Here is a 19988-nt window from a genome sequence, read left to right as displayed (position 1 = left end):
AGGAAGTTATCGATGAACCGCACGCTCACTACTCCTGCCGATACTTTCGCAGATCTGCCCATGTCCGACAGATCAGTACGCCGTAAAGGATTTCTCATTGTATTCGTGACGTTCGGCCTGTTTGGCGGATGGGCGGCGTTTGCTCCGCTGGACGGGGCGGCTTACGCGCCGGGTGTCGTCACCGTGCAAACGTATCGCAAGACGGTGCAGCATCTGGAGGGCGGTATCGTCAAGGACCTGCTTGCCCATGATGGCGATGTCGTGAAAAAAGGCGACCCGATCATCGTGCTCGACGACGCTCAACTGCGCTCCGAATACGAAATGACCCGCAGCCAGTTGATCGCTACCAGGGCAATGGAGGCGCGCTTGCTGGCCGAGCGGGATGGCCTGCCGATGATCGCGTTCCCCAATGACCTCAATTCCGACAATCAGCGCAGTTCCGAATCGCGTTACGGCGAGACTCAGGTGTTCAACGCACGGCGCAGCTCGCGACTTGGACAAATATCGGTCCTGCAAGAGCGTATTGGTCAGTTGAATCAGCAAATCAAGGGAACCGACACCATGATCGGTACCAAGACCAGCTTGCAGGAATCCTATAGCGGTGAAATTGCCGAATTGAAAGAATTGCTGGCCCAGGGTTTTGTCGACAAGCAGCGCATGCTCGAACAGGCACGCAAGCTGGACTTGCTCAAGTCTGAAGTGGCGGATCACCGCTCGACCAACATCAAGACCAGGTTGCAGATCAACGAAACCCAGTTGCAGATCCTGCAGATCGACAAGGACTTCAGCGCCGACGTTACCAAGCAGTTGGCAGAGACCCAGACCAAGGCCTATGACTTGCAGGAAAAAGCCTCGGCGCTGGAGGATCGCCTGAGCAGGGTGGTTATCCGCGCTCCGGATGACGGGATGGTGATCGGCATGACGGTTCACACCATCGGTGGCGTCGTGCGACCCGCGACGCCCTTGCTGGATATCGTTCCATCGGTTTCCGATCTGGTGGTCGAGGCGCAGGTCTCGCCCAATGACATCGATCGGATCGCTGTCGGCAAGTTGGCGGACATTCGCTTCAATGCCTTCAACACGGCCACGACTCCTGTCATCGAAGGTCGAGTGACGAGTGTTTCCGGCGACCGGCTGATCAACGAGAAAACCAGTGCGCCGTATTACCTGGCCCGGATCAGTGTGACTCGGGAAGGGGCGCGCAAACTGGGTGATCGCAAGTTGTTGGCGGGCATGCCGGCAGACGTATTGATCAACACCGGAGAGCGCACCATGCTGCAGTACTTGATGCAGCCGGCACGTAACGTTATCGCCCAGTCGATGATCGAGGAGTGATCGTGCGTCTGTTTCCCTGCCTGGTGTTGGGTTCGATGGCATTGCCTGTCCACGCCGCCGAAGCGCCCGCCGCCCGGTCCTCTATCACGACACCGCCAACGGCTTCGGTCAGCAAGCAGAACTACTCGGTTGACTTGATGCAGCTGTACCGTGAGTCACGCTTGGAAGACCCGCGGGTGATCGCTTCTTACTCCAAGGCTCAATCCGGGGTCGAACAGCAAAACCAGGCATTTGGCAGCCTGTTGCCCTCGGTAACGGCTAACGCCGGTTACAACCGGATCAAACAGACCAACCTTCAAGTCGACGAGGCCTACAACAGTCGCAACTATTCGGTGGGGTTGACCCAGCCTTTGTATAACAAGGCTGCCTGGGAAAACTACCAGCACTTCAAAAGCCTGGCAAAGCAGGCAGACTCCGAATCAAAGGAGGCTCAGGCCGAGGCCACGGTGGATCTTGCGCAGCGTTACTTTGCTGCATTGGCTGCCGATGATGAACTTGAACTGGTGCAGGCCGAGCGCAGGGCTACCCAGAAAAACCTCGACAGGGTCAGTGCGCTCTACAGCAAACAGTTGGCAATGGTGACCGATTTGCTGGATCTCCAGGCGCGAGTCGATTCGCTGGCCGCCCAGGAAGTCAATGCGCGTAACCAGTCCAGCCTGAGCCGGGTCGCGTTGTCGGAGATTATCGGACGGCCGGTCAAAGAGAAGCTGAGCCGTGTGCGTAATGACGTCGAATTGAAGGTGTCCGCCGAAAGCCTGGAGAGTTGGGTGAATTTGGCGATCGCCGACAATCCGGCGATCAAGGCCAGTGAAAATGCGCAGGAGGCTGCCGAGGCTGCCCTGCGCGCCGGTAAGGGCGGGCACTATCCCACGGTCAATCTGAACCTGAGCGCACAACAGACCAACGAGGGTTACAACAACTCGTTGGCGCCGCAGACCGACAGCTATGTCGCGGGTGTGGGAGTGCAGATTCCGATCTATAGCGGTGGTACGACGTCCGCTCGGGTAAGGCAGTTGTATCAGGATCAGCTCACCGCAGAACAGCAATTGGTGGCGACACGTCGTCAGGTAGTCAAGGAAACGACTAACGCATATTTGACTGCAGATTCAAGCGTGGAAAAGATTCATGCCAATCGCAATGCACTGGCTTCGGCCGAGCAGTCGCGCATTGCAGCAGAAAAGGCTTTCACCTACGGCGTGGTTAATGCCGTGGATGTATTGACGGCGGTGCAGAACGAGTTCACGGCACGTCGCGATTTGCTCAAGACTCAGTACGACTTTATAACCAACCTTTTTATCCTGAATCGCTGGGCTGGAAAGTTGTCGCAGGAAAGTGTCGAGAACGTCAATGTCTGGTTGAGTGGGAATGATCAAACGATCACTTCACCAGAGACACTGCGCGAATAAGTTGTCGCCCGTTAACCGCGCTTGGCGGATCGCGTTGGGCAAGATGGGGCGTCGAAAAAACGATGTTGGTTTTTACGGCGATAAAGGCGGGCATTAAAGCAATAGGTCAAGTCGGGCTGCGCCTGCAGAACAAGCGCAGCCCTCGACAATCAACGACGAGATGGATGCATTGAAAGCAGGGCGCGACGCAGAATGGCGACACCCACGCCGAGTATGAATCCGAAGATCAGGCCAAATCCGACGATCAGGGCTTTCTTCGGTTTTATAGGCGCTTGAGGTGCCGTCGCATCTTTATCAATCTGTACCAGGTTGAATTGATCGAAGTTAACATTCAGTTGTTTCAAGTGAGTCAACTCTCCGCGAATGTCTGCGAAGTCCTTGAGAAATAGCTCAGGATTATCCCGCTCTTTGAGAAGTGCCGCTTCGCGGTTTGTAGCCAGCAGGCTGAGCTCTTTTTGAATCTCATCAATACGCGGCTCGGTGAAGTCATCGGAATTACGGGTTACCAGGGTGGCGCGTTCTGCTTCCAGTGCAGCCTGTCCCAGGAAGTACAGCGGTATTTTCTGATTGTTGACTTCCGTTCGGATCATGTTGCCCTGATGTGCCTGCTCTCCGTCTCCCAGCGCCGAGGGCGTGGTGGGTTTTACAATGCCGAGTTTCTTGGCGATGACGATGGCTTCATCAAGCTCTTTGATGCGGTTTTGTCTGCGGCTTTGCAGTTGTTGACGCAGTGCTTTGAGTTCGTCTTGAAGTGTTTGTTTTTTTAACTTGTCTTTTTCCAACAAGTGGGCGATTTTTGAATCTCTTTCCGCCTCATAGACGGATTTTTTTGACTCCAGCTTCTTTTCCACGTTGTCGATACGGTTGGCAACGAGTGTTTTCAAGTTTGCGGCGGCTTTTTCTTTCTCGGTTTTAACGACGTACTCGGTAAAGGCTTTCAAGATGCCTACGCCATCTACACCCTGAGGATACCTGAGACTAAGGCCAACGGCTTCGGTAAGGCTGGAGCTCTTTTTAGGGTCGATTTTCTCAAGCAAAAATGCTTTTTCGTTGAATTTTTCAAATGTTTCTTCAATGGATTGCCCTGGTGCCTGCAAGGGCGCAAGGAACTGCGGGTTGGCCTGGAAGAACTTCAGGCGGACATCATAAGACTGCATTGATGAGCCAACGTTATTCAGCGCATCATTTGGCCGGATTTTGTAGAGTCCGGATTCGTTCAACTCGTCCAGGTCAGCCAGTGGAACGGGGCGAACAGTAGTTTCCGCCTCATATTCCGGAGTTGCCAATTGTGCATAAGCAATAGCGACGGTAACAGTCAGTGCAGTAAACAGTAAAACAATCGCCCGTTGGCTCCAGAGGCTACCAATAAGCTCCTTTACTTCAGCAACTTCGTGTCGGGGGGTATCAATTGTATTTACTGGAATGTTCATCACGCGCTCTGAAAGTTTGGACAGACGCTCCAAAAGTGTTTCTGGAAAATTATCGTCATCCAGGTTGAAAAAATTTACATCTGGTTAAATTTTTTTGGATTTTCCTGCATTTGATAACAAACAGCAAGGGTGAGAAACAGTCGCAAATACGTGTACAGGGCTGATCTGGTATCGCTTCGGTGGCTTCAAGGACTGGTTCTACGCATGCGCCCCCTGTCCCCAAGGTACCCTTAAAGCGCTTTGTTCATCCCCCACCATTTATCGGTCAGCCCGCAATACCATTCATTCCATCGCACAGGGCCGGCGCGGTTTCATGTTCATTCAGGGTCTACTCTCATTCTGGCAGGGTCACCGACGAGAGCCGAGCGTTTCTCGAGAAATAAAATTACGACTATCATATTGCGTTTGAATTATGACTATAATGAATACCGCTTGCGCCAGTGTGTGTTGGTGTCAGGCGTCCCTCAGCATCCTTCAGGAGCACTGTCATGAATTCAGTTCAGTCCCAAGGTACGGCCCTTGTCACCGGTGCTTCCTCAGGTATCGGGGCGGTTTACGCCGAGCGGTTGGCGGCCCGCGGTTTTGATTTGTTGCTGGTGGCTCGCGACGAGCAGCGACTGGAGGCGGCGGCGAGCAAACTGCGCTCGGAGCATGGGATTAAGGTTGAAGTGCTGAAGGCGGACTTGACTCAAAAAGCAGACGTGCTGCAGCTCGAACAGCGGTTACGCAGCGATTCGAGTATCAGTCTGTTGCTCAATAACGCCGGCGTGGCGGCGGACGGGCTTTTGGCCAATGCCGATATCGATCAACTGGAGCGAATGATTCAGTTGAACATCACCGCTGTCACGCGATTGGCCGCGGCGGCTGCAGCCGGTTTTACCAAGGCCGGGCGCGGCACAATCATCAATATTGCGTCGGTGGTGGCCTTGTTTCCCGAGCGATTCAACGCGACCTACAGCGCCAGCAAGGCCTATGTATTGAGCCTGACTCAATCGTTGAACGCCGAACTGGACGGCACCGGGGTGAAGATCCAGGCGGTGCTGCCCGGTGTGACCCGAACCGAGATCTGGGAGCGCTCCGGCATCGATGCGTCGCAAATTCCTGCGGACATGGTGATGGAGGCGGGTGAGATGGTCGATGCTGCATTGTCGGGTCTGGATCAGGGTGAATTGATCACTATTCCTTCATTGCCCGATGCGGCGGATTGGAATGCGTTCGTGGCGGCGCGTCTTGTGATGGCGCCTAACCTGTCGAAAAGCAAGGCTGCTGCCCGTTATCGGTAAGTGGCATCAACCAGATCGAGGTGTGAGAGGTATGAGTGATCGTCGTGTGGTTGTAACAGGCATGGGCCTGGTGTCGCCGCTGGGGAGCGGTGTCGAAGTGGTCTGGGAGCGGCTGTTGGCCGGGGGTTCCGGGCTGCGTAATCTGCCAGATGAGGTGGTTGCCGATCTGCCGGCCAAGGTCGGCGGTGCGGTGCCGACGCTGGCTGATGATCCCCAGGCGGGTTTCGATCCGGACCGGGCGACCCCACCCAAGGAACAGAAGAAGATGGACCGCTTCATTCTGTTCGCCATGGAAGCCGCGCGTCAGGCACTGGAGCAAGCCGGCTGGCAAGCGCTGGATGCCAATGCCCAGGAGCGCACGGCCACCATCATCGGTTCAGGCGTGGGTGGTTTCGGCGCGATTGCCGACGCGGTGCGTACTACCGATAGCCGTGGTCCGAGGCGTTTGTCTCCATTCACTATTCCTTCATTTCTGGTCAACCTTGCGGCCGGTCATGTGTCGATCCAGCATGGCTTCAAGGGGCCATTGGGCGCGCCGGTCACGGCATGCGCCGCCGGGGTTCAGGCGATTGGCGACGCGGCGCGAATGATTCGCGCGGGTGAGGCGGATATCGCGGTGTGCGGCGGTGCGGAAGCGGCGATTGATCGGGTCAGCCTTGCCGGGTTCGCGGCTGCTCGCGCCTTGTCCAGTGCTTACAACGACACGCCTGAGCGCGCTTCACGACCTTTCGACAATGGTCGCGATGGCTTTGTCATGGGTGAAGGGGCCGGGCTGCTGGTCATCGAGTCTCTGGACCATGCGCTGGCCCGGGGCGCCAAGCCCCTGGCTGAGCTGGTCGGCTACGGCACCAGCGCCGATGCCTATCACCTGACCGCCGGTCCCGAGGACGGCAGCGGTGCGCGGCGAGCGATGTCGTTGGCATTGGCACAGGCCGGTGTTTCACCGGCTCAGGTCCAGCATCTGAATGCTCATGCGACCTCGACTCCGGTGGGGGATCTGGGCGAGCTGGCGGCGATCAAGGCATTGTTCGGGGCGCAAAATGGCATTGCCGTGACATCCACCAAGTCGGCGACCGGGCATTTGCTCGGTGCTGCGGGTGGACTAGAAGCGATCTTTACGCTGCTGGCAATCCGCGACCAGGTCGTGCCGGCCACCCTCAATTTCGAAAACCCGGACCCTGCCACTGAAGGCGTGGACATTGTTCATGGCAGCGCACGGCCGATGGCCATCGAATATGCGTTGTCCAACGGCTTCGGATTTGGCGGGGTCAATGCCAGTGTGCTGTTCAAGCGTTGGCAGGGTTAATCCTGCGGGTGTTTGAGGTGTTCGCGTGCGACGTCGAGAATCCGTTGGGCAAACCCGGCGTCGGCCACGCTGCGCGATAACAGCAAGGCGCCGACCAGCGTAGACATGATGACGATGCTGCGGTCGGCGGTGTGCTCTCCGTCAAGGGCGTGCCGGATCTGATCGAGTCGCGCCTGGAGTACGACGTCGCTGGTCGGACTCGGTTGACCACGCAGCCCCAGTTCCGAAGAAATGGTCAACAGCGGGCAGCCTTCGTGGGGTGAGGTTTGATGCCATTCGGAAAGGTAAGCGTCGATGAAGGCTTCGAGAGGATGCTCCTCGGCGAAGATTTGCGCGCACAATTCGTCGACTTGTGCACCAGCCTCTTGCAAGGCTTTTTCTACCAGTTCGTCTTTGGACTTGAAGTGCGAGTAAAAGCCACCGTGAGTCAGGCCCAGTGCTTTCATCAGGGGTTGCAGCCCGGTCGCGCCGATACCGTCGCGTCGAAATCGCGCTGAAGCTTCCTTGATTATGCGTTGGTGGGTCTGGGCTTTATGGTCCTGCGAGTAACGCATCTGATATCTCCGCATCAATGCGACCCATATTAACCAATGAAAATTGCATGGTGACTGTACTTCTACGTCTAAAAAGCATACAGATGCTTCGATATGGATACAAAGCGGCATGATTTCAGGGGATACCACACCAAAACAAACCCCGCCGTGGAAGGCGGGGTTTTCATTCAGCGGTCCTGCGCTTCCTTGGCGTCCATTTCCGCATTGCGTTCGGCGACGCGCTTACGTTGCTCTTCGGTCAGTTCGACCTTGTTGGCGGTGTCGCGCAGCATCATCAGACCACCAACGATCGAGCCGATGGCAACGACCAGAATCAACCAGGCATACCAGGGCATAGGACTCTCCTTGAAAGCAGGCGGGTCGACGAGGGTTCGCCAACCAATCGCGTATAGCACTTTGAGTGACGGGGTTTCATCGCAGTTCCATCGCTATCACCCTCATTCTATGCTTGTTGTCCAAGGTTCACTTGAACGCTTTCAAAGTCCGGTCAGCATCGCGTCCGCCGGTGCGTCGGCGCGCAATTGCGCGGTGAGCGTGAAGTACACGAAACCTACGGCCATGAAGCCCAGGAAGATCAGGCCGATCAAGGTGTTGAACCAGGCCATCGCCACCAGGCACACCACCGCCAGCAGCAGTGCAATGAAGGGCACCAACGGGTAGCACGGGGCGCGGAAGGTGCGCTCCAGGTTCGGCTCGGTTTTGCGCAGCTTGAACAGGCTGAGCATGCTCATGATGTACATGACGATGGCGCCGAACACCGCCATGGTGATCATCGCCGCCGTCAGCGTCATGCCGCCGAGGTTGATCAAACCGTCGCTGTAGATCGCCGCGATGCCGATTACGCCGCCGGCGATGATCGCCCGGTGCGGTGTCTGGAAGCGCGACAATCTGGCCAGGGACGCTGGCAGGTAGCCGGCGCGGGCGAGGGCGAAGAACTGGCGCGAATAGCCAAGGATGATCCCGTGGAAACTCGCCACCAGGCCGAACAGGCCGATCCACACCAGCATGTGCAGCCAGCCCGAGCTTTCGCCGACCACAGTTTTCATCGCCTGGGGCAGCGGGTCGTTGATGTTCGACAGGGTGCGCCAGTCGCCGACGCCACCGGCGAAGAACATCACGCCCATCGCCAGCAGCACCAGGGTCAAAATACCGCTGATGTAGGCCTTGGGAATGGTGCGTTTCGGGTCCTTGGCTTCTTCGGCGGCCATGGCGGCGCCTTCGATGGCCAGGAAGAACCAGATGGCAAAGGGGATCGCCGCGAACATTCCGGCAATCGCCGGAGCGCCGAACACGTCGCTGCCGGCCCAGCCATTGAGGGCGAAGTTGCTGAAGCTGAACGCCGGCGCGACCACGCCCATGAACACCAGCAATTCAGCGACCGCCAACACGCAGACCACCAGCTCGAAGGTCGCCGCCAGTTTCACGCCGAGGATGTTGAGACCCATGAACAGGATGTAGGCACCGACTGCCGCGTGTTTCGGGTCCAGGGCTGGAAACTGGACATTGAGATAGGCGCCGATGGCCAGGGCAATCGCCGGTGGGGCGAAGACGAATTCGATCAATGTCGCCAGGCCGGCGATCAATCCGCCTTTTTCCCCAAACGCGCGACGACTGTAGGCAAACGGACCTCCAGCGTGAGGAATGGCGGTGGTCAGCTCGGTGAAACTGAAGATGAAGCACGTGTACATGGTGGCGACCATGAAAGAGGTCACCAGAAAGCCCAAGGTCCCGGCCACGCCCCAGCCATAACTCCAGCCGAAATACTCCCCGGAAATCACCAGCCCGACGGCAATACCCCACAGATGCAACGTGCCCAGCGTGGGTTTGAGTTGTGTGTTCATGCGCTTGCTCCCTGAGTGGTTTGGAACGCTCGGGGGAGGTCAGTGCAGTGGGCGTGCCATTTCGCGAGGGTGCGTCGTAATGGGCTGAAAGGCGTCGTATCGGAGATGTTCGCCACTGATTGTGCGAACTTTGTGCGTCAGTCGGGGGCGTCGTTGTTGCAAATGCCGCTTTCGCGAGCAAGCCCGCCTGTCTGCTACACGACGCCGCTGCGAAGCGGATACGTCGTATTTCAAAGCAGGTGCGGGCTGCCGTTGATGTTCAGGTTTGTTCGGTAAGGCACTCGCGCAACGCCGTCTGCCAGTCAGGTTGACTGACGCCCCAATCGCGTTGCAAGCGACTGCAATCCAGGCGCGAGTTAAGCGGCCGGGCGGCGGGCGTCGGGTAGTCGCTGGACGGGATCGGTAACAGGGCGGCGCAGGGCTTGCCCTGTTGTCGCAATGCTTCGCCGATTGCCTGGGCGAAGCCGAACCAGGAGGTCTCACCTTGAGCGCTCAGGTGATAAGTACCCCAGTTGGCCTCTTCGTTCGCCTGCCAGTGTTCAATCAGGGCAAGGGTGCTGTTGGCGATTGTGCCGGCCCAGGTAGGGGCCCCGATTTGATCGGCGACTACACGCAACTCCGGTTTCTCTTGCAGTAGGCGCTGCATCGTCAGCAGAAAGTTGCGGCCATGGGTTGAATAGACCCAACTGGTACGCAGGATCAGGTGTTTGTCTTGCACGTCCCTGATGGCCTGTTCGCCGGCCAGCTTGCTCTTGCCGTATACCCCGAGCGGATTGGGCCTGTCGTCCTCGTTGTAAGGTCCGGCTTTCAACCCGTCGAAAACATAGTCCGTGGAGTAATGTATCAACGGGATGTCCAGAGCCAGCGCCTCTTCGGCGAGGATGCCGGGAGCGATCGCGTTGATGGCGAAGGCTGCTTGCGGCTCGCTTTCTGCCAGGTCAACGGCGGTATGGGCCGCCGCGTTGATGATCAGATCGGGCCTGATGTTTTGCACCTGGCGGCGAATCTGATCGGGTTGCGCGAGATCGAGCTGATCGCGACCCAATACGATCAGTTCGCCGACACCCCCCAGTCGCCGTTGCAGCTCATGGGAGACCTGACCGTTGCGGCCGTTGATGAGTACTTTCATGGCAGCAGCCCAGTCTCTTCACGAGGCAAATCGGGCTGACACAGGTTCATGGCTCTTCCCCTGCCAGTTTGGCCAGGTACTGGCCATAACCCGTCTTGCCAAAGTACCGGGCGCGCTCCAGCAGCTGTTCGCGGTCGATCCAGCCATTTTCATAGGCTATTTCTTCGAGACAGGCGACTTTGAGGCCTTGGCGGTGTTCGATGGTCTGCACGTATTGAGAGGCTTCGAGTAAGCTGTCGTGGGTACCGGTGTCGAGCCAGGCGAAACCCCGACCAAAACGCTCGACCTGCAGGTCGCCGCGTTGCAGATAGGCGTTGTTGACGTCGGTGATTTCCAGCTCGCCGCGAGGCGAAGGTTTCACCGCCTTGGCGATCTCGATCACGTCGTTGTCGTAGAAATACAGGCCGGTAACGGCATAGCTGGATTTCGGTTTTTTCGGTTTTTCCTCGATCGAAAGCGCACGGCCATCGCTGTCGAAGTCGATCACACCGAAGCGCTCGGGGTCCTTGACCCAGTAACCGAACACGGTGGCGCCGGAGCAGCGTTTTGCCGCGTTCTGCAACTGTTCGCCAAAGTGCTGACCGTGGAAGATGTTGTCGCCCAGGATCAGGCACACAGGGTCATCGCCGATGAACTCCTCGCCAATCAGGAAAGCCTGGGCCAGACCGTCCGGTGAGGGCTGCTCGGCAAAGCTGAAGTTCACCCCGAACTGGCTGCCGTCACCCAGCAGATTGCGATACTGCGGCAGATCCTGCGGGGTGGAGATCAGCAGGATGTCCTTGATGCCGGCCAGCATCAGCACCGAGATCGGATAGTAGATCATGGGCTTGTCGTAGACCGGCAACAGCTGCTTCGACACGCCGAGCGTAATCGGGTGCAGGCGCGTGCCTGAGCCACCCGCCAAAACGATGCCTTTCATCATGCGAGCAGCTCCTTGGGATTGATGGCGCCAAGGCGTTCACCTTGATAGCTGCCGTCCTGGACACGGCGGCACCACTCCAGGTTGTCCAGGTACCATTGAACGGTTTTGCGCAGCCCGGTTTCGAAGGTCTCTTCGGGCACCCAGCCCAGTTCGCGTTCAATCTTGCCGGCATCGATTGCGTAGCGTAAGTCATGACCAGGACGGTCCTGGACGAACGTGATCAGGTCGGCGTAATGCGCAATGCCTTCCGGTTTATGCGGTGCCAGTTCTTCGAGCAGGGCGCAGATTCCGCGCACCACGTCGATGTTCTTTTGTTCGTTGTGCCCGCCGATGTTGTAGGTCTCGCCGACGGTGCCGGTGGTCACCACCTTGAGCAGTGCCCGGGCGTGATCTTCGACGAACAGCCAGTCGCGCACTTGCAGGCCATTGCCATAGACCGGCAGCGGCTTGCCGGCCAGGGCATTGAGGATGACCAGCGGAATCAGTTTCTCGGGGAAGTGGAAAGGCCCGTAATTGTTCGAGCAATTGGTCAGCAGCACTGGCAGGCCATAGGTTCGCTGCCAGGCGCGGACCAGATGGTCGGACGCGGCCTTGCTGGCGGAGTAGGGCGAGCTGGGTGCGTAGGGCGTCGTTTCCGTAAACAGGTCGTCGACACCGTGCAGGTCGCCGTAAACCTCGTCAGTGGAAATGTGATGAAAGCGGAACGCGCTTTTCTCGGGCGCCGGGAGGGCTTGCCAATAGGCACGGGCAGCTTCGAGCAGGCTGTAGGTGCCGACGATGTTGGTCTGGATGAATTCCGATGGCCCGTCGATGGAACGATCGACGTGGGACTCCGCTGCCAGGTGCATGATCGCGTGAGGCTGGAAACGGGCCAGCACTGCACTGACGGTGGCCTGGTCGACAATATCGGCCTGAACGAACTCGTAGCGCGTGTCGTTGGCGATGCTGGTCAGCGATTCGAGATTACCGGCATACGTCAGTTTGTCCAGGTTGAGCACTTCATGCCCGGTGTGTTGAATCAGCTCGCGAACAAGGGCCGAGCCGATGAAGCCGGCTCCGCCGGTAATGAGGATACGCACGTTGGGCCAGCCTTTTTCAGTAATGCGAATGGCGGTAGCTTGCAGGCGCGAGCGGGGAGGTGCAAGAGTTCTTGATCCATTTGGTTGCGTCGCGCCAATCAGCTTCGATTATCCATGAGTTGCCGCCGTCACTCACTACTCTTGCGCACAATTTGGAGTTCCGGGTACGACTCTCGTGGTTTTTTCCGTATCGGAAGGCCTTCGCTCTCCCCGTAACTCCAGCGTAAACCCACTCTTTACGCTTTCTTTATGCCCGGCCCGCACCCTCGGTCTCGTTCCTTTACAGCCTCCTTTCCGACAATGACTCCACACGCGGCAATACGCCGTAAAACGGAGAACTTCCATGAGCGTTCTGGACGGGGTGTCACTGCTGTTGGCAGTGGGGCTGTTCATTTATCTGTTGGTTGCGCTGTTGCGCGCGGACCGGAACTAGGAGCGGCTATGCACAGTTATGACTATTGGCTGATCCTCGGGTTTTTCGCCCTGGTATTGGTCCCGGCGCCGTTTCTCGGGCGCTTCTACTACAAGGTAATGGAGGGGCAGCGCACGTGGCTGTCGCCGGTCCTTGGCCCGGTCGAACGCGGTTGCTATCGCCTGGCGGGCGTCGATCCGCACGCCGAACAGAGCTGGCAGAAGTACACGCTGGCCTTGCTCGCCTTCAACCTTGCGGGTTTCCTGCTGCTGTTCGCGATCCTGTTGTTCCAGGACCATTTGCCGCTGAACCCGCAAAACCTGCCGGGCCAGGAGTGGACGCTGGCGTTCAACACCGCCGTCAGTTTCATGACCAACACCAACTGGCAGGCTTACAGCGGCGAAGCGTCCCTGAGCTACTTGAGCCAGATGGCCGGCCTCACCGTGCAGAACTTCGTCAGCGCCGCCACTGGCCTGGCCGTACTGGTTGCGCTGTGCCGCGGCATCGGGCGCAAATCCACTGCATCGCTGGGCAACTTCTGGGTCGACATGACCCGCGCCACCCTCTACGGCCTGCTCCCGCTGTGCCTGTTGCTGGCGCTGTATCTGGTCTGGCAGGGCGTGCCGCAAACCTTCGCGCAGTATGTGAACGCGGTGACGGTGCAAGGCGTCGATCAGGTCATTCCACTGGGCCCGGCTGCCAGCCAGATTGCGATCAAGCAATTGGGTACCAACGGTGGCGGCTTCTTCGGCGTCAACTCGGCGCATCCGTTCGAAAACCCGACGGCTTGGGCCAACCTGTTCGAACTGGCGTCGATCATTCTGATCCCCGTCGCGTTGGTGTTCACTTTCGGCCACTACGTGAAGGACCTGCGTCAGAGTCGCGCAATCATTGCCTGCATGCTGGCGCTGTTCCTGATCGGCGGCGCGACCTCGCTATGGGCTGAATACCAGCCGAACCCGACCCTGAACAATGTAGCCGTCGAGCAGACTGCGCCGCTGGAAGGCAAGGAAGCGCGTTTCGGTACTACCGCCACGGTGCTCTGGTCGGTGACCACCACGGCCGCGTCCAACGGTTCGGTCAACGGCATGCACGACAGCCTCAACCCGCTGAGCGGGATGGTCGCGCTGGTCAACATGATGGTCGGCGAGGTGATCTTCGGCGGCGTTGGTGCCGGGCTCTACGGCATGTTGCTCAACGTGCTGATCGCGGTGTTCCTCGCCGGCCTGATGATCGGTCGTACGCCGGAGTACCTCGGCAAGAAGCTGCAAGCCAGGGAAGTGCAATTGCTGGTGCTGACCCTGATGGTCATGCCGATTGGCGTATTGGTGCTCGGCGCGATTGCCGCCAGCCTGCCAGGCCCGGTGGCCTCGGTGAGCAACCCCGGCGCCCACGGTTTCAGTCAGTTGCTCTACGCCTACACCTCGGCCAGTGCCAACAACGGTTCGGCGTTCGGTGGCTTCGGTGCCAACACGCCGTTTCACAACCTGATGCTGGGCATGGGCATGTTGATTGGTCGCTTCGGATACATCCTCCCCGTTCTGGCCCTGGCCGGCAGCCTGGCGATGAAGAAAACCGCACCGATTGGCCAGAACAGCTTCCCGACCCACGGCCCCCTGTTCGTGACCTTGCTGACTGTGACCATTTTGCTGGTGGGCGGCCTGACATTCCTGCCGACCCTGGCGCTGGGCCCGATTGCTGAACATCTGAGCATGGCCTTCTGAGGAAGTTGAAGATGAATATGCCCGTATCCAAAACCGTCGCCGTCAAGGCGCCGGAACAACCGAAAACCGCGATCTCGGCCCTGTGGCGCCCGGCGCTGGTGCAAGCCTTCGTCAAGCTCGACCCACGGCAATTGCAACGTGCGCCGGTGATGCTGGTGGTCGAACTGACCGCGATCCTGACCACGGTGCTGTGCTTCATTCCCGATACGGCCGTACCGACCTTCGTCGCCGCGCAAATTGCCGTGTGGCTGTGGTTCACCGTGCTGTTCGCCAACTTCGCCGAAGCTTTGGCTGAAGGTCGTGGCAAGGCCCGCGCCGACAGCCTCAAGGCCGGTAGCGAAGGCCTCAGCGCCCGGCGCAAAACCAGCAATGGCACGTTCCAGGTGGTGCCGGCCACGAGTCTGCGCAAGGGCGATGTCGTACGTGTCGAAGCCGGGGAGATGATCCCCGGTGACGGCGAAGTGATCGAAGGCATCGCAGCGGTCAACGAAGCGGCGATTACCGGTGAATCGGCCCCGGTGATTCGCGAGTCCGGCGGCGACCGCTCGGCCGTCACCGGCAATACACGGCTGGTGTCCGACTGGCTGTTGGTGAAGATCACCGCCAACCCTGGCGAGTCGACCCTGGACCGCATGATCGCCCTGGTCGAAGGCGCCAAACGCCAGAAAACCCCGAACGAAGTGGCGCTCGACATCCTGCTGATCGGCCTGACCCTGATCTTCCTGCTGGTGGTCGTCACCCTGCAACCGTTCGCCCACTTCGCCAACGGCAGCCTGCCGCTGGTGTTCCTGGTGGCGCTGTTGGTCACCTTGATTCCGACCACCATCGGCGGTTTGCTGTCGGCCATCGGTATCGCCGGCATGGATCGTCTGGTGCGGCTGAACGTGATCGCCAAGTCCGGGCGTGCGGTGGAAGCGGCGGGGGACGTGCACGTCCTGCTGCTGGACAAGACCGGCACCATCACCTTTGGTAACCGTCGTTGCTCGGCGGTGTATGCCGCGCCAGGCGTGTCGGCCATGGAATTGGCCGAAGGCGCGTTGCTGGCGTCGCTGGCCGACGACACCGCTGAAGGCAAGTCGATCGTCGAGTACCTGCGTGGCACTCATCCGCAACCGGAACCGTCCGCCGACGTGCTGACAGCCGTGCCATTCAGTGCCGAAACCCGCTTGTCCGGTGTCGACTATCAAGGGCGCGTGTACCGCAAGGGGGCGGTGGATTCATTGCTGGCCTTCGTCGGCCTGAAACGTGCTGACCTGGCACCGGCCTTGTCCCGCGAAATCGACAAGATCGCCCAAAGCGGTGGCACCCCCTTGCTGGTCTGCGCCGACGGCAAGTTGCTCGGCGCGATCCACCTGAAGGACGTGGTCAAGCCCGGTATCCGCGAGCGTTTCGCCGAGTTGCGCAAGCTGGGTATTCGCACGGTCATGGTCACCGGCGACAACCCGTTGACTGCAGCCGCCATCGCCGCTGAGGCCGGCGTGGACGATGTGCTGGCGGAAGCCACGCCGGAGAAAAAACTGGCGCGCATTCGTCACGAGCAAAACGACGGTCGCCTGGTCGCCATGTGCGGCGACGGCGCCAACGATGCCCCGGCACTGGCCCAGGCGGACGTCGGCATGGCGATGAACGACGGTACGCAAGCGGCACGTGAAGCGGCCAACATGGTCGACCTCGACAGCGACCCGACCAAGTTGCTGGACGTGGTGCAGATCGGCAAGGAATTGCTGGTCACCCGCGGTGCGCTGACGACCTTTTCCATCGCCAACGACGTGGCCAAATACTTCGCGATCCTGCCGGCGCTGTTCGCCGCGATCTACCCGCAACTGGGCGTGCTCAACGTGATGCACCTGAGCAGTCCACAGAGCGCGATTCTGTCGGCGATCGTTTTCAACGCGTTGATCATCGTGGTGCTGATTCCCCTGGCATTGCGCGGCGTGCGCGTGCAGGCGGCGAGTGCGGCGGCGCTGTTGCGACGCAATTTGCTGATCTATGGCCTGGGCGGGATTTTGGTGCCGTTCGTGGGCATCAAGGCGATCGACATGCTGTTGACGGCGTTGCATCTGGTTTGACCTGCGCGGGGTGCCAGATGCACCGCCTTCGCGAGCAGGCTCGCTCCCACATTTGAAATGCTTTCGCCCTGTGGGAGCGAGCCCGCTCGCGAAGAATGCGACACGGTCCAATTGATTGAATTACGAATTCGAGGATTTTGAAATGTCCACATTGGTACGCCCGGCCCTGAGCCTGCTGGTCCTGATGACGCTGATCACCGGCGTCGCCTATCCACTGGTGGTTACCGGCGTGGCCCAGGTCGCGTTCCCGGATCAGGCCAACGGCAGCCTGGTGCGCGATGCCGAAGGCAAGGTCCGCGGTTCCTCGCTGATCGCCCAGGATTTCGTCGGCGACGCCTGGTTCCACCCGCGTCCTTCGGCCGGTGCCTTTGCCACCGTATCGAGCAGCGCCAGCAACCTGTCGCCGAGCAACCCGGCCCTGGCCACGCGGGTGATCGACGAAGCCGGCAAGCTGCTTGTGCCCGGCCAGGGGCCGGTGCCGTTGGCGTTGGTCACGACGTCGGGCAGCGGTCTCGATCCGCACTTGCCACCGGCGGCGATTGCCTATCAACTGGCGCGTGTCGCGGCGGCGCGCAACCTGCCGGTCGCGTCACTCCAACAGCTGCTGGACGCGCACATCGAGCAGCCATTGGTAGGCCCGCCGGTGGTTAATGTGCTTGAGTTGAATCTGGCGCTGGAAAAGCTGTAGTCAAAAGATCGCAGGCTTCGCCAGCTCCTACGCCAACCCCTGTAGGAGCTGCCGAAGGCTGCGATCTTTCAAGGCAACCCCCCCCCCCAATTTAAAGTCGAACAAGGCAATTACAGATGAGCAACTCCGGCCGCGCCGACGCGCTGTTAGCAGACCTGCCCCGCGATGGCCGTGGCCGGCTCAAGGTATTTCTCGGCGCCGCCCCCGGGGTCGGCAAGACCTACGCCATGCTCCAGGCCGCCCACACTCAGCTGCGCCAAGGCGTGAAGGTCATTGCCGGCGTCGTCGAAACCCACGGCCGAGCCGAAACTGAGGTACTGCTCAGCGGCTTGCCGCAGCAGCCGTTGGTGCGCTCGGAATACCGCGGTGTGTTGCTCGAAGAAATGGACCTGGACGGGCTGATCAAAGCCAAACCGAAGCTGGTGCTGGTCGATGAACTGGCGCACACCAACGCACCCGGCAGCCGTCACGAAAAGCGCTGGCAGGACATTCAGGAACTGCTCGCCGCCGGCATTGATGTCTACACAACGGTCAACGTCCAGCACCTGGAAAGCCTCAACGATCAGGTGCGTGGCATCACCGGTGTGCAGGTCCGTGAAACCTTGCCGGACTGGGTGCTGCAAGAAGCCTACGAACTGCTGCTGATCGACTTGCCGCCACGGGAACTGCTCGAGCGCCTGCGCGACGGCAAAGTCTATGTGCCGGAGCAGGCGCGGGCGGCCATCGACGCGTTCTTTTCCCAGACCAACCTGACAGCCCTGCGCGAACTGGCGATGCAAACCGCAGCGGCTCAGGTCGATAACGATCTGGCCCTGGGCTATCGCCAACTCGGACAAGCGGCGCCAGCGGTGCGCGGGCGTTTGCTGGTAGGGGTGGACGGCGATGCCCAGGCCGAGCGTCTGGTACGGCATGCCAGTCGCGTGGCCCAACGGCGGCACCTGCCCTGGAGCCTGGTGCACGTGGACAACGGTCGCGTGCGTGACGAGCAGTCACGCCTGCGCCTGCAGAGCGCCCAGCAACTGGCCGAACGCCTGGGCGGTGAAGTGGTGTTGCTGCGCGCCGGTGAGGTGGCGAAAACCCTGATCCAGCATGCCGCCGAACGTCGCGCCAGCCTGGTGCTGGTCGGCCAGTCCCGGCCGAGATTGCGCCGACGCCTGTTCGGTGGCGGGTTGGCGGCGCGACTGTTGCGCAATGCGCGCGGACTGGAAATCAACGTTCTCGATAGCGATCACGAACAGCATCAACCCCATCAACGGTCGATGGGGCCACTGGTCTGGTTCGACTACGCGTTGGCCGTGGTCGCGACGGTTCTGGCCAGCGCCCTGGCCTGGGCCGTGGCGAGCGTTCTGCCACTGCCCAATATTTCACTGGTGTTCCTCGCCGCCGTGTTGCTGGTGGCGGTGCGCAGCAGTCTCGGGCCGGCGCTGGCCTGTGCGGCGCTGTCGTTCCTGACCTATGACTTCCTGTTCATTCCACCGACTTTCTCTTTCAGCATCCAGCGCGAAGAAGACGTGCTGACCTTGCTGTTTTTCCTGCTGATGGCAGCCCTCACCGGCAACCTCGCGGCGCGCCAGCGCAGGCAATTGCAGGCACTGCGCGATACCCAGGAAGAGACCACTGAATTGCTCGACCTGTCACGCAAGCTGACGGCCGCCACCGACCGCCAGGCCGTGGTCAGTGCGGCCGCCCAGCACCTCAACGGTTGGAGCGACGTGCAACTGTGTCTGCTCAACCGCGACGGGCAGAGCGGCTGGAAAGTCGAAACCGGTGGCCCGCTGGAGTTTACCGAAGCTGAGCGCGCCGCCGCCGATTGGGCCTGGCAGCATGATCAACCGGCAGGTGCGGGCACCGGCACCTTGCCGTTCGGCCGCTGGTGGTGGTGGCCGTTATCGGTCGAGGACGGCCCGCTCGCGCTGCTTGGCGTGTGCGCCAAGGAAGGCCAGACCCTGAGCGGCCAGCGCCGTCGTTTATTGACCGCGCTAAGCCAGCCGCTGGCCCAGGCGCTGGCCCGGGCGCAACTGGCCGATGATCTGGAAGCGGCGCGGCTGCACGGTGAAACCGAGCAGTTGCGCAGTGCCTTGCTGGCTTCGGTGTCCCACGATTTGCGCACACCCTTGACGTCCATGCGCGGCAGTATCGATAGCCTGCTGGCCCTGGGTGAAGCGATCCCGCTGGAGGACCGGCGTGAACTGCTCGAAGGCACCCGCGATGAAGCCGAGCGCCTTGATCGTTATATCCAGAATCTGCTCGACATGACCCGCCTCGGCCACGGCGCCCTGAAGCTGGCGCGGGACTGGGTGTCACCGGCCGATATCGTCGGCAGCGCGCTCAATCGCCTGCGCGCAGTCCTTGCGCCGCTGCAAGTCAGCACCGACGTGCCGGCCGAGTTACCGCTGTTGTATGTGCACGCCGCGCTGATCGAACAGGCATTGGTCAACGTGCTGGAAAACGCCGCGCGCTTTTCGCCGCCCCACGGGCGTTTGCAATTGCGCGCCGGGGCCGACGACGGTGAGCTGTTTTTTTCGGTCAGCGATGAAGGCCCGGGGATTCCGGAGGAGGATCGGGCGAAGATTTTCGACATGTTCTACACCGCGGCGCGAGGTGATCGTGGCGGACAGGGCACCGGACTGGGGCTGGCGATCTGTCAGGGCATGGTCGGTGCCCATGGCGGGCGCATCAGCGTCGCCGACGGCATCGAGGGGCGCGGCACCTGCATCACGTTGCACCTGCCGCTACAGGCTCAGCCGGGATACGAGAGTGAAGCCTGATCGTGCTTGCGCTACTCTCTTGCCACTTCTTTGTGTTGATGT

16 protein-coding genes are annotated in these 19988 nt (G+C 60.0%); 9 read left to right on the top strand and 7 right to left on the bottom strand.

Going from position 1 to position 19988, the window contains the following annotated elements:
• Positions 1–12: 12 nt before the first annotated feature.
• Together CD175_RS11100 and CD175_RS11095 are read left to right on the top strand one after the other, a co-directional pair.
• Entirely contained in the window at positions 13–1335 is a 1323-nt protein-coding gene (locus tag CD175_RS11100) for an HlyD family type I secretion periplasmic adaptor subunit (protein ID WP_104448951.1), read from the top strand.
• 35 nt (positions 1336–1370) lie between these two features.
• Positions 1371–2741 (top strand): TolC family outer membrane protein, encoded by a 1371-nt coding sequence (locus CD175_RS11095; protein ID WP_104449427.1) that lies wholly within the window; start codon positions 1371–1373, stop codon positions 2739–2741.
• Between the two features lie 149 nt (positions 2742–2890).
• Here CD175_RS11095 and CD175_RS11090 read toward each other — a convergent pair whose 3' ends face one another.
• Complete coding sequence (locus CD175_RS11090; protein WP_104448950.1) at positions 2891–4171, bottom strand: Wzz/FepE/Etk N-terminal domain-containing protein; 1281 nt, start codon at positions 4169–4171, stop codon at positions 2891–2893.
• Positions 4172–4659: 488 nt separating this feature from the next.
• Here CD175_RS11090 and CD175_RS11085 point away from each other — a divergent pair, with 488 nt between their 5' ends.
• Both CD175_RS11085 and fabF read left to right on the top strand, forming a co-directional pair.
• Entirely contained in the window at positions 4660–5454 is a 795-nt protein-coding gene (locus tag CD175_RS11085) for an SDR family NAD(P)-dependent oxidoreductase (protein WP_104448949.1), read from the top strand.
• A gap of 31 nt (positions 5455–5485) precedes the next feature.
• Positions 5486–6760, top strand: coding sequence for a beta-ketoacyl-ACP synthase II (gene fabF, locus CD175_RS11080; RefSeq protein ID WP_104448948.1), 1275 nt, complete (start codon positions 5486–5488; stop codon positions 6758–6760).
• Here fabF and CD175_RS11075 read toward each other — a convergent pair.
• The 6 genes from CD175_RS11075 to rfbB all read right to left on the bottom strand — a co-directional run bounded on the left by CD175_RS11075 (position 6757) and on the right by rfbB (position 12285).
• Complete coding sequence (locus CD175_RS11075) at positions 6757–7314, bottom strand: TetR/AcrR family transcriptional regulator (protein ID WP_104448947.1); 558 nt, start codon at positions 7312–7314, stop codon at positions 6757–6759. The two genes, fabF and CD175_RS11075, sit on opposite strands and share 4 nt — an antisense overlap.
• A 167-nt stretch (positions 7315–7481) precedes the next feature.
• Complete coding sequence (locus CD175_RS11070; RefSeq protein WP_079246726.1) at positions 7482–7649, bottom strand: DUF2897 family protein; 168 nt, start codon at positions 7647–7649, stop codon at positions 7482–7484.
• A gap of 141 nt (positions 7650–7790) precedes the next feature.
• On the bottom strand, positions 7791–9155 hold the full coding sequence (gene eat / locus CD175_RS11065; protein WP_104448946.1) for an ethanolamine permease: 1365 nt from the start codon (positions 9153–9155) through the stop codon (positions 7791–7793).
• A 259-nt stretch (positions 9156–9414) separates the two neighbouring features.
• The gene (gene rfbD / locus CD175_RS11060) at positions 9415–10284 is read right to left on the bottom strand and encodes a dTDP-4-dehydrorhamnose reductase (RefSeq protein WP_104448945.1); all 870 of its coding nucleotides are present in this window, start codon (positions 10282–10284) and stop codon (positions 9415–9417) included.
• Positions 10285–10330: 46 nt separating this feature from the next.
• Entirely contained in the window at positions 10331–11206 is an 876-nt protein-coding gene (rfbA, locus tag CD175_RS11055) for a glucose-1-phosphate thymidylyltransferase RfbA (protein WP_104448944.1), read from the bottom strand.
• Positions 11203–12285: a dTDP-glucose 4,6-dehydratase gene (rfbB, locus tag CD175_RS11050; RefSeq protein ID WP_104448943.1), complete on the bottom strand. Its 1083-nt coding sequence runs from the start codon at positions 12283–12285 to the stop codon at positions 11203–11205. The genes rfbA and rfbB overlap by 4 nt, the downstream gene beginning before the upstream one ends.
• A 343-nt stretch (positions 12286–12628) precedes the next feature.
• Between rfbB and kdpF the strand changes: the two genes are divergently transcribed.
• The 5 genes from kdpF to CD175_RS11025 all read left to right on the top strand — a co-directional run bounded on the left by kdpF (position 12629) and on the right by CD175_RS11025 (position 19946).
• Positions 12629–12718, top strand: coding sequence for a K(+)-transporting ATPase subunit F (gene kdpF / locus CD175_RS11045; RefSeq protein ID WP_007899818.1), 90 nt, complete (start codon positions 12629–12631; stop codon positions 12716–12718).
• Between the two features lie 8 nt (positions 12719–12726).
• Entirely contained in the window at positions 12727–14421 is a 1695-nt protein-coding gene (kdpA, locus tag CD175_RS11040; protein WP_104448942.1) for a potassium-transporting ATPase subunit KdpA, read from the top strand.
• Between the two features lie 11 nt (positions 14422–14432).
• The gene (kdpB, locus tag CD175_RS11035; protein ID WP_104448941.1) at positions 14433–16490 is read left to right on the top strand and encodes a potassium-transporting ATPase subunit KdpB; all 2058 of its coding nucleotides are present in this window, start codon (positions 14433–14435) and stop codon (positions 16488–16490) included.
• Between the two features lie 142 nt (positions 16491–16632).
• Positions 16633–17178: a potassium-transporting ATPase subunit KdpC gene (gene kdpC / locus CD175_RS11030; RefSeq protein WP_104448940.1), complete on the top strand. Its 546-nt coding sequence runs from the start codon at positions 16633–16635 to the stop codon at positions 17176–17178.
• 116 nt (positions 17179–17294) lie between these two features.
• Positions 17295–19946, top strand: coding sequence for a DUF4118 domain-containing protein (locus CD175_RS11025; RefSeq protein WP_104448939.1), 2652 nt, complete (start codon positions 17295–17297; stop codon positions 19944–19946).
• Positions 19947–19988: the final 42 nt, after the last annotated feature.

Origin of the sequence: Pseudomonas laurylsulfatiphila, from assembly GCF_002934665.1 — a bacterium.
Classification (GTDB): Bacteria; Pseudomonadota; Gammaproteobacteria; order Pseudomonadales; family Pseudomonadaceae; genus Aquipseudomonas; species Aquipseudomonas laurylsulfatiphila.
Note: the sequence above shows the minus strand (reverse complement) of the source record. Positions and strands in the feature narration are given on the sequence as shown.